A 14285-nucleotide genomic window follows, 5' to 3' on the forward strand; every position below is an offset into this window, starting at 1 on the left:
TCTTTACCACATGACACTAAGCAGTGCCGACAACAAACCACCAATGCCTATAAACACAAACATAGTGAGCAGGCTTACCCCACCTTGCTCACGCAGCACTTCACCATATTCATTTTCTGCCACAATAGAATGCGCAAGAATGGTGATCTTACGTTTGGCCAAATTAAAATAAGCATAATTTGCATAAAAACCGGTAAAAGTCATCAAGCCTAATACAGTGGCGCCTAATGACATCGTCACTAACTCTCGATCTAAACCAAGTTCTGTGCTTGCAAGCAGTGCAGCAACAAACGCAAGGTTTTCGAGCACAAATAAGTAAATGCCTAAACGAGTGAGCTTTCTAAACAAACACCAACGATAACCGAGTAGAAAAGCCCAAAAGTTAAATCCAGTAAAACCACCTTCACCTTCAATCTGTTGTGACCATTTTTCTGGATAGTATTCGCTGTGTGTGAATACTTCATAAGCCTTCAGTGATACCTGTTTTGGGATCACTACCTTTTCCCTAGACGAACCCACGACACCTGTTGGAATCATGACCCCTCCTTCATTTCGATCACCTACGAGCGCTAGCCACCTCGACATCCATCTGAGACATGTACGCTGTGTTTCAAATATTAGACAGACAATAGCACAGCATAAATCGCTAAAAAATTAACCAGCATAATAATGGGCAAACTAAATGATAAATATGCGAATACGAGCACGATTTAACCAAGGCTGACACCTTTCAGACTCAAACCTAGTTTAAGCATCATTCGTCTTTATTGTCCGTTTCGATTACTATCTCCCTACACTCACAGAATATGACCGACGAATGCTTAAAATATCCAATACGGTGACAATACAACATTGGGAAATCCAGCTTACTGCGATACGTGCTCAAGGTGCTGGCGGTCAAAATGTCAATAAAGTGTCTTCAGCGATCCATTTGCAGTTCGATGTCAAACATTCCTCTCTACCAGCGGTATACAAAGAACGTGTACTTGCACTGAACGACAGCCGTATATCAAAAGAAGGTGTGATCACCATAAAAGCGCAACAATTTCGGACTCAAGAGCAAAACAAAGAAGATGCTTTGAATCGGCTTGCCGAGCTGATCAGAGCTGCAATGGTTGTGCAGAAAAAAAGAAAGGCGACTCGGCCAACCAAAGCCTCTAAAGAAAGACGCCTCAAAGCCAAAAACATAAAATCTCAAACTAAAAATCTAAGGGGACGGATCTCGTGTTAGCACTTGGCTTGGTTTCAAAGCCAGTTGCTGTGACTTTGATTTAAAAGGCTGATATTGTTCAATCTTTCAACAACGCACACATATAACCATGACTGAACAAATCATTAGCATTCTCCTGCCGTTATTTGCACTTGTGTTTGTTGGCTTTCTGGTAGGGCATTTTCTTAAACCAGATTTTCGTCCTATTAATCGTATTAATATGGACACCTTTACCCCAGCATTAGTCTTTTCCTCACTGGTTAGTATGCCACTGGGAAAATCAGAATTGCCTTTGCTTGCTGCGGCTACCATCGCGGTACTCATACCCGCAGTGATCATGTGGCCACTGTGTAAAGCATTCAAGATAGACTTCAAAGCATGGACGCCACCAAACATGTTTAGAAATAGTGGCAATCTTGCGATTCCACTGTTTACTTATACCTTTGGTCAAAGCGCATCCTCAGCTGCGGTGCTGTTATTTGTCGTTTCTGCCTGTCTTCACATCAGTATAGGCTTAATGGTGTTGAGCTCTGGCAATCCCATTAAGCAAATTGTCCGCATGCCCGTTTTTATCGCAGCAAGCTTGGCCTTAGGGCTGAATATATTTGAGGTCACTGTTTGGGCTCCCATTTATGAAGCCACAAAACTGCTTGGTCAGGCCGCCATCCCTGTCATGCTCCTTTCGCTTGGCGCTCAGATGTGTAATTTACGCTTAAGCGGTTTAAAAGTTGGCGTTATCAGTACCATCTTATCCCTGGTTTCTGGAGGTATTGCATTTGCGGTTATCTACCTATTGATACCCCTTCCAACCCTGCATTTACAGATGATGGTCCTCTTTTCCATGTTGCCACCCGCTGTCATGAACTACCTATTTGCAGAACGTTTTAATACTCAACCCACCCTCGTCGCTTCTATGGTTCTATTTGGCAACTTCTTCTCAGTTTTAACGCTGCCTTTATTGCTCAGTTTCGCTTTGTCTTTGGGGCAATAAAAAACCACCTTAATAGGTGGTTTTGGTTGATATTATTCTGAGCCATGTGAGAACTCTACACTGATTATGTCCACCCAACTCTTGTTTCCAATATAGTCATTTGCAGGATCTGAGATATGGCCATTACTTTGCTGACTGTAAACATGTTCAGCAGGGGAAAAATCAAGACTTGGGTTTGCTTCACCATCGTTAATAACCACATTTACTGGCGTTGAAGGTGTAATTGAATTAAGTTGCTGTTTAATTTCAGCAAGTATTGGCTCAGATGAAGAAATATCTTTGTTAACACGCAAAGCAAGTGAACGTTCTGATATCACGTCATCTTGAGACAATGTGTATGTCCATACACCACCAATATTATTGACAAATATATTATTTATCCCACCACCTATGATGATCCCTGCAAATTCTCTCACCCTATAATTTTGGCCCGCTTTTGTGTACTCAATGAAGAAGTCCGTACTGCTAGTCCAACTTCCATAAGTACCTATACCTGAACCATTTCCAGCAACAAGATGAATATCTCCATCGTTAAAAGTGCCGTTATTATCAATATCGAAGGTCACAGTAATCCTTGAGCTACCGATCTGTTCTTCCCAGTTATTATTCAGATAAATCTGCACATCAAACCAATTATCAATTGTAGATGTCGTTATGCCATAAGAATATAAAGCTCGAGGGATACTTGTTGGTGCCTCTCCTTCATCAGAACCACCACATCCAAGCAGAGAAAGAGATAAAGAGGCCAACACAACGCTTTTTAATTTGTACATTTTAGAACAACTCATATGTTACTTATTTTTATTAAGGGGTTAAAAATAAAATGAACCCACATTCTATAAAAACAAAATATACAAACCACAAATAAGATAAGAATAATCAATATCAATCACAAAAAGCTTTTCTAATCGAAGATAAGTTCATCAACAGGCATAAAAAAACCTGCCAGATAGGCAGGTTTCTTTGTATTGGTGAGTAAGATTAACGCTTAATCATTCGGTTTTAGTCGCGAAGAGATGCGCCAAACTTCTTAGATACGTGAGCTGAGTACCAAGAGTGAGATGTTTAGAATTAAACGTTTCATAGTGTCTCTCTACTTGCTTTGGAGGGAACACAAAAAGCACCCTCTCAATCAACATGGGCACTATAAAGTGCGAGGCTGTAGACGGGCCAATAGTAATTTAGATAAAGAACTCTCAAATTGTATGATCATACCAACTCATTTCTGCCCCATTGTGAGTTACGATGTCTGTTTTACTGCATGAGTAATTCTAATCTTAAAATGTGAATGCAGTATATTTTCAACCATGTCGAATAATCAGGTCTTCTGATATTGTGATTCCTTTGATTGTTAATCATTTTTTGAGCTGAGAATGGCTGTTCACGGGTTGTTTTTATACGAAAATGTCAATCCCCCTCTGTAAATAATCACTTTGATAGGAACACATATGGAAGAGCACATTTCATTAAACAGGCAGTTTTCACTTGTTCCCCAAACTCAAGAAGATGCGGAAAAAGACGAAATTTCTTTTAGTTGGGGGTATGGTAAATCTAATACATGGGATGATTTAGACTGTGAGTTTCGTTGTGTTATTTTAGCTGAGGCAGGAGCAGGAAAGACTGAGGAGTTTCGACAACGTGCAAGGATACTTCAGGCCCAAGGGAAACCAGCCTTTTTCGTTCGTATCGAAGACATAGATAGAGATTTTTATGAGGCTTTCGAAGTTGGTGAGGAAAGCCAATTTGAGTTATGGCTGAATTCTACCAGTGAGGCATGGTTCTTCTTAGACTCCATCGATGAAGCAAGGCTCTCAAGCCCGAAAGCCTTCGAAAAAGCCATTCGACAATTTGCTAAAGGTATAAAAAAAGGTGCGCACAGAGCGCATATATATGTTTCTAGCCGTCCTTATAGTTGGCGACCTAGAGAAGATAGAAGACTAATGGATGAGTGGCTCTTTCTTCCGTCTTCGTCGGAAGTAGATGAAGTCGGAAAAAATGAGGTAGTCAAAGCACAGAGCTCACTCAAAATTTATACTCTGCGTCACTTGGACAAAGAGAGAATTCGCCGCTTTTGTTTGACTCGTTCAGCAAAAGATATTGACCGTTTAATCAATGAAATTGCGCGAACCAACCTTTGGAGTCTAGCGGAAAGGCCATTTGATCTTGACGGTATTTTAGTAAAGTGGGCTGAGGGAAGTGAATTAGGTGGTCGCCTAGATCTTCTTCGCCATAACATCATTAAACGGCTTCAAGATGAGCATAACGTTGATCGTGCCCAGCTTCAGCCTATCAATGCAGAGAGGTTAAAAGAAGGTGCACAACGATTAGCTGCCGCTGTTGTACTTACTGGCCAAGCTGGCATTAATGTTCCCGATTCAGCGTCAGTCAAACCAGGTATCAATGCAGAAACCATCCTTTACGATTGGGCCCCAAGTGAAGTCAGTACGTTATTGGAACGTGGAATCTTTAATGATGTTATATACGGAGCTGTACGTTTTAGACACAGAGATGTGCGTGAACTACTTGCGGCTGAGTGGTTCGATAGACTGCTGAAACACGGTAATAGCCGTTATTCAATCGAAGCTTTGTTTTTCCGCGAGCAATATGGTGAAAAAATTGTTACTCCCTTGCTGCGTCCAATTTTGCCATGGCTTATTTTGTTTGATCCAGAAATCAGACGCAAAGCACTAAATATTAACCCTGAGATTGCAGTTGAGGGTGGCGACCCAGCAAGATTACCACTTCAGGAAAGAGCGAAAATTCTAACAGATATTGTCCAGCAGATTTCTTCGAATAAAGGTGGCCACTCTGCTCGAGACAATAGTGCTATTGCTAGGATCGCTAACACTGACCTTTCGGAAAATACACTACAGCTTATTGAAAGATACAGCGATAACGACGACGTAATCTTCTTCCTTGGCAGGTTGGTATGGCAAGGTGAAATGTCTTCCTGTGTTTCCTCTTTGGTCCACATTGCAGAAAATAGTTCGCGAGATATCTACGCAAGAATTGCTTCAACACGTGCCGTGATGACTTGTGGTTCACTCGAGCAAAAACATAATCTATGGCTAAAACTAAATGAAAATGATGTTCAGATTCCAAGAGAATTGCTTTTAGAGTTGGTAGAGGAAGCGGGCACCAACAGTCATAGTATAGAGCAGTTGTTGATATCGCTGGGTAAATTACCAGCTTATGAACGGTTTAAAAGCAGTGCTCTGTGCGGTGCGCTTCACTCATTTGTTGAACAAATGTGCCTAGAGTCGATCCCTAAACTAGTTGAGGGTTTGGACTCTTATCTAGAAAGACAGCCATTTGTTGAACGTAGGGAATGCCACGTTTCAGAAGAGTATGCATGGTTGCTAGATATCGCTATGCATGCGATAGAAAGATTGATTAAAGCACGCCACGTTGCGGCTCTCGGGAATAAATCTCAATCTATTCTGTTGAAAGTTCCAGCTCTACGTTTTTGGTGGGGGGATGATTGCACTGAGCATAAGGACGAATTGAAGACACTTGTACCTGTTTGGCCCGAGCTTAATGATTCGCTCTATTGGAACAGTATCCAACATGCTCGAAATCTTGAGATTTCAAATTCAGACAAAAAGGTAACGGATGATTGGGCTGTTTCATGGCTTGGTCATTTTTGGCATTTTGATACTACTAGTCTCCCGAGACTTCTCAATTACATGCACACCTGCCCTTTGGAAGAGGATAGGCTTGTTGCGCTTAGTACCGCCTTTCGAGTCTACTTGCAAACTGACAGATCAGAAGGCGTTCTCGCTTTATTAAAGGATGCCGTGGATGATGAACCTGTTTTACGAGAGCGGTTGAACACATTGCTCGAACCGCCAGTGTCAAAAGAGATGCAAAAATACGAAGAGAAGAAAGCCGAACGTCAGCGCAAACTTACTGAAAAAACAGAGCGAGAAAAGCTAGACAGAGAAAGATGGATAGCAGACTTACGGGCAAACCCAGAAAGAATTCATAATTCTCTGGACCTTGAGCCAGGTGAATATTCCTGGGATCAATATTGGCTGATGGTGGATCTACAAGCCCTTAGCAAGAGAACTAGCCGCTGGGGTTACACTGATTGGCAGGCATTGATACCTGAGTTTGGGGAGGCTGTCGCTCTGGGGTATCGTAAAGCTGCGATCAAACATTGGTCGCAATACAAACCACCACTGCGTTCAGAGGGTTTCGAAGGCAACAGTGTGCCATACTCTCTCATTTTTGCGATGGCTGGATTGGAGATTGATGCCGCTGAATCTACTGATTTTCCAATGAATCTAAGCGAAGAAAACGTTCGACATTCATTACGCTATATTTTTTGGGAATTAAACGGTTATCCCACATGGTTGGAACGGGTGCACAAAGCCTTTCCACAATTGGTCGAAGAAGTGGTCATTAAAGAATTGGTATGGGAACTCGAAAAGACAGAATCGACTAGGGTATTGCATGATTTAACATATCATGCACCTTGGCTACACCCCTATATAGCTTCTGTTGTTCTCAACTGGATGCACATAAACCCTGGTCACCGCAGAACTATCAGAGAATACTGTCTGACAATCTTAGTCAATGGAGAGATAGAACCAGAGAAACTGTCAGCTCTGGCTATCAAGCAACTTTCTAATACAAGCAATCCAGATGACATATCTTGGTGGTATGCACTCCGTGTCGATTGTTACCCAGAGAAAGGTATATTGGAAGTTGAACAATGGCTATCAGAACTAGATTACGATACAGCAAAGCGTGCAGCGCAGATTTTTATCACAGCATTGATGGGGGGACGAAGTTCGCGTTATACAAACCACAACATTGGTCGTTTCCATACAGCAGACCATTTGAAATCACTTTATACCCTGATGCATAACTACGTTAAAGTGGAAGATGACATCGACCGAACTAGTGGGAAAGTGTTCTCTCCAGAGCTACGGGATGATGCACAAGATGCACGTGATAGACTGTTTAACCTTCTATCAGAAATATCAGGTAAAGAAAGTTATACAGCAATCAAGCAGCTAATCCATGATCACCCTAACCCAGATTATCGCCCTTGGATGGCAAAAGAAGCGTATAAGCATGCTGAAAAAGACGGTGATCTCGAACCTTGGTCTGAGCAGCAAGTAAGAGAGTTCGCCAAGTCGCAAAGTATTGAGCCGACAACGCATCGTCAGCTTTTTGATTTGGCTGTCCAACGGTTGCATGAGTTGAAGAACTGGTTAGAGCGAGGTAATGATAGTCCTTGGCGTACTTGGCAGCGTGCAGAGGGGGAAACAGAGATGCGAACGTTAATCGCAGGTTGGTTAAGACAGCGTTGTGATAACAAGTATACGATCGCAGAAGAGCCTGAACTTGCAAATGGCCAACGTATGGATATCTGGCTGCACAATACCAATGTCCACTCACCTATACCTATCGAATTGAAACTACTAGATAAAGAGTGGAGCGGTCCGGACCTTTGTGAGCGACTACGCAATCAATTGGTGGGAGATTATCTCCGAGAAGAAAGTGCCGGATGTGGCGTGTTTCTGCTGGTCTCACAGAACGTGTCCAAAAAATGGTTGATCAATGGGAGTCGAGTCGGATTGGATGAACTCGCTGCTACACTTAAATGTTACTGGTTGGAGATTTCACATGAATACTCCGGCGTAGATGCGATAGATGTGTTAGTAATCGATTTGGCGAAGAGGGCGCTGTTCTCTGATAAATAGTCGAAATCACTTTTGCTCAAGCAAATTATAATTACTTTTTTTTATGCAAATCGACAGAGTTGGAGGTAAAGCTCCAACTCACTTCTGTCCAATTGCGAGTTAGCACCCTACTCCTTATTTGCCCCAAACAAAAAGGCCTCGCAATGCGAGGCCTTTGGTTTTCTATCTAATCAGAAGTGATTAGTCGCGCAGTGACGCACCGAACTTCTCAGATACGTGAGCAACGATAGCGTCAACCGCACCAGCGATATCTGCATCTTCAAGCGTACGCTCTACAGATTGTAGTGTTAGCGCGATTGCTAGGCTCTTCTTACCTTCTTCAACGCCTTTACCAACGTAAACGTCGAATAGTTTCGCGTCTTTCAGGAACTCACCACCTTGCTCTAGACATGCTGCAACGATGTCGCCAGAAGCGACTGCTTCGTCAACAACGACCGCGATGTCACGACGGTTTGATGGGAACTTAGAAAGCGCTACTGCTTCTGGAATCACTTTAGTGTTGATTGCAGACCATTCCACTTCGAATACGATAGTACGGCCGTTTAGACCAAACTTACGCTCAAGCTCTGGGTGAACTGTACCAATCACACCAACTTGCTTGCCATCAACGATGATAGCTGCAGATTGACCTGGGTGAAGCGCTGGGTTCGCTGCTTTATCTTCAGCAGAAAGCGCTGCGAAAGAGTAAGCTGCTTCGTTAGCTGTTAACTCAAGAACCGCTTCTAGATCGCCTTTCAGGTCAAAGAAATCAACTGTGTTAGTTTCGATATCCCAATGCTCTTCGCTGCGAGTACCTGCGATAACACCTGCAAGCATAGGCTCTTGGCGCATACCGTTTTCGGCAGACTCACATGGGATGAAACGTAGGCCGTATTCGAATAGACGAACGCGTGGCTGTTGACGCTTCTGGTTGTGAACCACAGTGTTTAGTAGACCTTGGATTAGGCCTAGACGCATAGCTGACATATCCGCAGAGATTGGGAATGGCAGGATTAGCGGCTCAACACCTGGAACAACAAGCTTTTGCTGCTCTGGCTCAACGAAGCTGTAAGTGATTGCTTCTTGGTAACCACGGTCAACCAGTAGGTTACGAACGCGTTTTAGCGGAATGTTCGCTTCAACGTGGTCGTGCATCTTAAGTGCTGCCGCTGGGCTTTGGTTAGGGATGTTATCGTAACCGTAGATGCGACCTACTTCTTCAATTAGGTCTTGCTCGATTGCGATATCAAAACGCCATGTTGGTGCAGTTGCTGTCCAACCTGCATCTGTTTTTTCAACCGTTAGGCCAAGACGCTCTAGGATTTCAACAACATCGCTATCAGCAATGTGGTGACCTAGTAGGCTGTCTAGTTTAGTGCGACGTAGTGATACTGTGTTTGCTTTTGGTAGGTCAGCTTGTGACTCTACTGCAACAACAGGGGCTACTTCACCGCCACAGATCTCAACTAGAAGCTCTGTTGCACGCTCCATTGCGCTTGTTTGCAGTGCGAAATCCACACCACGCTCAAAACGCATTGAAGAATCCGTGTGTAGACCGTAGCTACGCGCGCGGCCACGGATGTGGTCTGGTGCAAAGAATGCACACTCAAGTAGTACGTCTTTAGTCTCAGTCGTTACACCAGACTCTTCACCACCAAAGATACCTGCGATAGCAAGTGCTTTGTTGTGGTCTGCTACTACTAGAGTATCAGCGTTTAGCTCAGCTTCGTTACCGTCTAGAAGAGTTAGCTTCTCGCCCTGCTCTGCCATACGAACGACGATGCCGCCTTCAACCTTAGCAAGATCGAATGCATGCATTGGCTGGCCTTGCTCTAGAAGAACAAAGTTAGTGATGTCTACTACTGGATCGATAGAGCGGATACCACAACGGCGCAGCTTCTCTTGCATCCATAGTGGTGTTTCAGCTTGAACGTTTACGTTCTTAACCACACGGCCAAGGTAACGTGGACATGCTGCTGTCGCTTTCACTTCGATAGAAACAGTGTCGTCGATAGCTGGTGCTACTGCGTTTACCGCAGGCTCAGTTACGTCAGCACGGTTTAGAACGCCAACTTCACGCGCCATACCACGGATGCTGAAACAGTCCGCGCGGTTAGCCGTTAGGTCTACATCTACTGTTACATCGTCAAGACCTAGGAATTCGCGGAAATCAGTACCGATCACTGCGTCTTCTGCTAGCTCCATGATGCCATCAGATTCAACGTCGATACCTAGTTCAGAGAATGAACACAGCATGCCGTGTGATGGTTGACCACGTAGTTTTGCTTTTTTGATTTTGAAATCGCCTGGTAGAACAGCACCAACAGTCGCGACAGCAACCTTGATACCTAGGCGACAGTTAGATGCGCCACAAACGATGTCTAGAAGTTCTTCAGCGCCAACATCTACTTTAGTTACACGTAGTTTGTCAGCGTCTGGGTGTTGACCACACTCAACCACTTTACCTACTTTAACGCCAGTGAAAGAACCAGCAACAGGTAGTACGTCGTCTACTTCTAGACCCGCCATTGTGATTTGGTGTGTAAGTTCGTCAGTCGATACCGCAGGGTTTACCCACTCACGAAGCCAAGATTCGCTAAATTTCATAGTGATGGTTCCCCTGGATTACTTGAACTGTTTTAGGAAACGAAGGTCGTTCTCGAAGAACGCACGAAGATCGTTTACGCCGTAACGAAGCATAGTTAGACGCTCAACGCCCATACCAAATGCGAAACCAGAGTACTTCTCAGGGTCGATGCCTACGCTGCGCAGTACGTTAGGGTGAACCATGCCACAACCTAGAACTTCAAGCCATTTGCCGTTCTTACCTTTCACGTCCACTTCTGCTGAAGGCTCAGTGAATGGGAAGTAAGAAGGACGGAAACGAACTTCAACTTCTTCTTCAAAGAAGTTACATAGGAAGTCGTGCAGAATGCCTTTTAGCTGTGCGAAGTTTACGTTTTCGTCTACTAGCATGCCTTCCACTTGGTGGAACATTGGCGTGTGCGTTTGGTCGTAGTCGTTACGGTAAACACGGCCCGGTGCGATGAAGCGGAATGGTGGTTTGCCATTTTCCATCGTACGGATCTGAACGCCAGACGTGTGAGTACGTAGCATTAGATCTGGATTAAAGAAGAACGTGTCGTGGTCAGTACGCGCTGGGTGATCTTCTGCGATGTTTAGTGCATCAAAGTTGTGGAATGCATCTTCAATCTCAGGACCAGACTCAGTGTTAAAGCCTAGCTCACCAAAGAACTGTTCAATACGCTCAACAGTACGAGTAACAGGGTGTAGACCACCGTTCTCGATACGACGACCTGGTAGAGTCACGTCGATTGTTTCTGCGGCTAGCTTCGCTTCTAGCTCTGCACGTTGTAGTGCATCTTTACGAGCTGCGATCGCTTGTTGAACAACGCCTTTCGCTTTGTTGATCTCTTGACCAGCTTCACGGCGCTCTTCTGGTGGTAGTTTACCTAGGCTTTGAAGTTGAGCCGTTAGCTCACCTTTCTTACCTAGATACTGAACACGCACTTCATCAAGTGCAACTAACGAATCTGCAGCTTCAATAGCGGCATTCGCGTTAGCAATGATCTCTTCTAGATGTTGCATCGTTTCCTCATCTACCTATGTTTTCGACATAAGTGGTAGTGTCCACAGGGTTCCCTTATCAAAGGGATTTTGGGCATTTTCAAATAGCTGTACATAGTAACGAATGCGAGGGTCAAATCCAAATTGAAATCACGCTATTTACCGCCTTTGGATAAAAATTCGTCTCAACGCTTGATAAAAGTGAATTTATGACCATGTTAGATAAAAGAAAATGCGCTTAAAAAGGCCAAACTATGCTGATATCGATTCAACCCATCGCACCCAATCAAGATGAAGCGATCTGCGCCATAATCAAATCCGTAGGAAAAGAGTTTGGCGCAGTAGGTGATGGTTTTGGTCCATCCGATCCTGAAGTGCTTGGTATGAGTAAACACTATTCACCAAAGCAGAAAAGCCTCTATTTAGTAGCCACCCTGAATGGAAAAATTGTCGGCGGTTGTGGGTTAGCCCCTTTTAACTCATCACATAAAACGTGTGAGCTAAAGAAACTCTTTTTACTCCCAGAAGGACGCGGGTTGGGGTTAGGAAAACAGCTTTCACAACAATGTTTAACCTTTGCGAAACAACAAGGTTTCACCCACTGCTATTTGGATACGCTTACCTCGATGAAAGCAGCGATTAAACTATATGAATCCCTTGGATTTTCGCACTTAGCTCAACCTATGGAAGGTACGGAGCACAATGGTTGCGATGTGTGGATGCTAAAAACACTTTAGCCGATACAAAAAGTGCTGAAGGCTCACAATCCCTCAGCACTCACCAAACTTACTTAACTAAAAATAATACTCCAATGACACCTCAATAAAGTCATCTTTTCTTGCAAAGTACAGTAAGTCATGCGGCGTTTCATTTTCAAACAACCATCCATCGATTCGCCATTTTAGTTGATTGGTTAAACGGCTCGACGCTTCTAACTTTGCATTATAGACATCGCTGTTATTGAGATCTTTTGTTACACCGATCAGAACTTCCGTTCCGTCTTCATCATTTAATGCAAATCGTGTCCCTACAAAAATATCGTTTTGCCCAATGGTTTGTGCATTGTTCCCTCGACTGTCATAAAGATACTCTGTGATAAAGCCAATATCCCAAACCGTGTCAAGCGCACCGACTATGGTGTATTCAAACCCGCCCACAACACCTGTATGGTTGTCTTGGCTGTCCCGATAAATGCTTTCTAGTTTCCACAACCAATCACCGACAATTCCCTGAATATCAATACCGACTTGGCTAGAAAGCGCATAATATGGCTTTAATTCACCTCCTTGTATTCGAAAATACGGGTCGCGATTGGTGCCTTGAAAATAACTTAAACCAATATCCCAGTCCCCAAGCATTTTGCTGTAACGCATTGCAAAATCAACATGCTTTTCTTCTTTGGAAGATTCATACAATGGACTATCTGAAACCACAACATCAGGTCTTAACCGCCCGTCTTGACCGGAAAAGGTACGCTCTCGAAAGTAAGGAAGTAACATTGCATCAACTGTCCCCCACTCTTTTACCGCAGTAAAATGCACCATAGGTTGACCTAACTTATCTTCACCATCAACCGCTTCGACTGCATCGGTTTGGTTAACCACATCGACAAGATGAGCCGACTCCGTGACACCCCAGAATACTTTGCCTATCCCAGCTCTAAATTCATAGTCATCCCAGTAGGTAAGATAGAGTGCTTCTCGGATATCACCGTGGCTACGCTCTTCATCTTCACTATCCAATCGATAAAAAGGCGTAAAAGTAAAACTCGCATTGCCATCCTGAAGTTCCCAATACAGCTCTGGAGCGAACACAATAGCGCTCTGGGATTTTGATTGCCCCTGTAACCCATCTGAAAAGAACTGACGATGTTCCACATTTAATTGCCCTGCGATCTCAACAGCATTGCATTGTAGAGAAGCAAGTAAGCCAAGAGTTGTTATCGCACTGGCCATAAGGCGACCTGTCATATTAACTACCTGAACCATGATCTATCCTACTTCACTCGCTTTAACACATTTTTCTGAAAATCGTTCTCTTTCAATCCGGTTTGGAAAGCAAGCTCACTGGTGGTTAACAATGTACTTTTTCCAGTTTGATGGTTACGCATTGCCATCTTATGAGCTCGCCAATAACGATCGAGATAGAGTTTGTAGTCGCTAAATTCCAACGTTTTCAATAAGTCTCCTTTGCGATCATAGAACTCCACTTTTATTGGGCGGTAATGCGCTTGGTCAAGCCATACGATTTGCTTGGTGTAACCTGAGTTTTTATCAGTTGGTATCTGCTCAAGAACAAAGCTTTGTGTTCCATTTAAGCTTTCATCCTTGAGGTAATTAAACTGGTATTTTTCCAGCTCAAATGAACTCAAATCTTCATACGCAAACTCACTGCCCATAAATGGGCCAGACTTATTGCGTGATGAAATACGTTTTACCCGTTTGAGTGCTGGCAAATATAACCATTGATCATCTGCTTCAGTCGTATGTGAGTGATTGAGAAACGCAGTTCCTTTCACATCTCTGGGTTCATCAAAGATCGTCAGCCCTTTGTCTCCATCATCTTGCACTTCTAAAGACTTCAATCTCATCAGACGCGAACTGCTTTCACCTTGAGCATTTTTGAGCAGCATTTGCATGGTAGCAACGGAGTCTCCCCAACCTTCATCCCTCGCTTTTCTCTCTGTCGCAATTTCTAACCCTTTAGCTGGGTCAGCCCACACTGGCACTGAGCTTGTGGTAGCCAGAAGTAACGTGGCTAAGATGGTTTGAACTTTTTTTGCTAATGACATAACGGTATTCCT

10 protein-coding genes are annotated in these 14285 nt (G+C 43.7%); 4 read left to right on the top strand and 6 right to left on the bottom strand.

Annotation, left to right across the window (positions count from 1 at the left end):
- Positions 1 to 3: 3 nt before the first annotated feature.
- Positions 4 to 537, bottom strand: coding sequence for a DUF2628 domain-containing protein (locus ACQEXU_RS06935; RefSeq protein ID WP_427010214.1), 534 nt, complete (start codon positions 535 to 537; stop codon positions 4 to 6).
- 280 nt (positions 538 to 817) lie between these two features.
- On the opposite strand from ACQEXU_RS06935, the gene arfB reads away from it, so the two are divergent.
- Together arfB and ACQEXU_RS06945 are read left to right on the top strand one after the other, a co-directional pair.
- Positions 818 to 1231: an alternative ribosome rescue aminoacyl-tRNA hydrolase ArfB gene (gene arfB / locus ACQEXU_RS06940; RefSeq protein WP_427010215.1), complete on the top strand. Its 414-nt coding sequence runs from the start codon at positions 818 to 820 to the stop codon at positions 1229 to 1231.
- Positions 1232 to 1319: 88 nt separating this feature from the next.
- On the top strand, positions 1320 to 2201 hold the full coding sequence (locus tag ACQEXU_RS06945; RefSeq protein ID WP_427010216.1) for an AEC family transporter: 882 nt from the start codon (positions 1320 to 1322) through the stop codon (positions 2199 to 2201).
- Positions 2202 to 2233: 32 nt separating this feature from the next.
- Here ACQEXU_RS06945 and ACQEXU_RS06950 read toward each other — a convergent pair whose 3' ends face one another.
- On the bottom strand, positions 2234 to 2974 hold the full coding sequence (locus tag ACQEXU_RS06950; protein ID WP_427010217.1) for a hypothetical protein: 741 nt from the start codon (positions 2972 to 2974) through the stop codon (positions 2234 to 2236).
- Between the two features lie 675 nt (positions 2975 to 3649).
- On the opposite strand from ACQEXU_RS06950, the gene ACQEXU_RS06955 reads away from it, so the two are divergent.
- Entirely contained in the window at positions 3650 to 7915 is a 4266-nt protein-coding gene (locus ACQEXU_RS06955; RefSeq protein WP_427010218.1) for a hypothetical protein, read from the top strand.
- A 180-nt stretch (positions 7916 to 8095) separates the two neighbouring features.
- On the opposite strand, the gene pheT is transcribed toward ACQEXU_RS06955, so the two are convergent.
- The gene (gene pheT, locus ACQEXU_RS06960) at positions 8096 to 10501 is read right to left on the bottom strand and encodes a phenylalanine--tRNA ligase subunit beta (RefSeq protein WP_427010219.1); all 2406 of its coding nucleotides are present in this window, start codon (positions 10499 to 10501) and stop codon (positions 8096 to 8098) included.
- 18 nt (positions 10502 to 10519) lie between these two features.
- A complete protein-coding gene (pheS, locus tag ACQEXU_RS06965; protein ID WP_004413586.1) occupies positions 10520 to 11503 on the bottom strand; it encodes a phenylalanine--tRNA ligase subunit alpha in 984 nt (327 codons plus the stop codon).
- Positions 11504 to 11736: 233 nt separating this feature from the next.
- On the opposite strand from pheS, the gene ACQEXU_RS06970 reads away from it, so the two are divergent.
- Positions 11737 to 12219 (top strand): GNAT family N-acetyltransferase, encoded by a 483-nt coding sequence (locus tag ACQEXU_RS06970; protein WP_427010220.1) that lies wholly within the window; start codon positions 11737 to 11739, stop codon positions 12217 to 12219.
- 57 nt (positions 12220 to 12276) lie between these two features.
- Here the strand turns inward: ACQEXU_RS06970 and ACQEXU_RS06975 are convergent, their stop codons facing one another.
- Positions 12277 to 13452, bottom strand: coding sequence for a hypothetical protein (locus ACQEXU_RS06975; RefSeq protein WP_427010336.1), 1176 nt, complete (start codon positions 13450 to 13452; stop codon positions 12277 to 12279).
- A gap of 26 nt (positions 13453 to 13478) precedes the next feature.
- Positions 13479 to 14273: an outer membrane lipoprotein-sorting protein gene (locus ACQEXU_RS06980; RefSeq protein WP_427010221.1), complete on the bottom strand. Its 795-nt coding sequence runs from the start codon at positions 14271 to 14273 to the stop codon at positions 13479 to 13481.
- Positions 14274 to 14285: the final 12 nt, after the last annotated feature.

Origin of the sequence: Vibrio sp. TRT 21S02 (genome assembly GCF_050113675.1) — a bacterium.
Classification (GTDB): domain Bacteria; phylum Pseudomonadota; class Gammaproteobacteria; order Enterobacterales; family Vibrionaceae; genus Vibrio.

Coding starts and splice junctions, on each gene's coding strand:
- ACQEXU_RS06935 (WP_427010214.1), bottom strand. CDS start 537: ATGATTCCAACAGGTGTCGTGGGTTCGTCTAGGGAAAAGGTAGTGATC.
- ACQEXU_RS06975 (WP_427010336.1), bottom strand. CDS start 13,452: ATGACAGGTCGCCTTATGGCCAGTGCGATAACAACTCTTGGCTTACTT.
- pheT (WP_427010219.1), bottom strand. CDS start 10,501: ATGAAATTTAGCGAATCTTGGCTTCGTGAGTGGGTAAACCCTGCGGTA.
- ACQEXU_RS06950 (WP_427010217.1), bottom strand. CDS start 2,974: ATGTACAAATTAAAAAGCGTTGTGTTGGCCTCTTTATCTCTTTCTCTG.
- pheS (WP_004413586.1), bottom strand. CDS start 11,503: ATGCAACATCTAGAAGAGATCATTGCTAACGCGAATGCCGCTATTGAA.
- ACQEXU_RS06955 (WP_427010218.1), top strand. CDS start 3,650: ATGGAAGAGCACATTTCATTAAACAGGCAGTTTTCACTTGTTCCCCAA.
- arfB (WP_427010215.1), top strand. CDS start 818: ATGCTTAAAATATCCAATACGGTGACAATACAACATTGGGAAATCCAG.
- ACQEXU_RS06980 (WP_427010221.1), bottom strand. CDS start 14,273: ATGTCATTAGCAAAAAAAGTTCAAACCATCTTAGCCACGTTACTTCTG.
- ACQEXU_RS06970 (WP_427010220.1), top strand. CDS start 11,737: ATGCTGATATCGATTCAACCCATCGCACCCAATCAAGATGAAGCGATC.
- ACQEXU_RS06945 (WP_427010216.1), top strand. CDS start 1,320: ATGACTGAACAAATCATTAGCATTCTCCTGCCGTTATTTGCACTTGTG.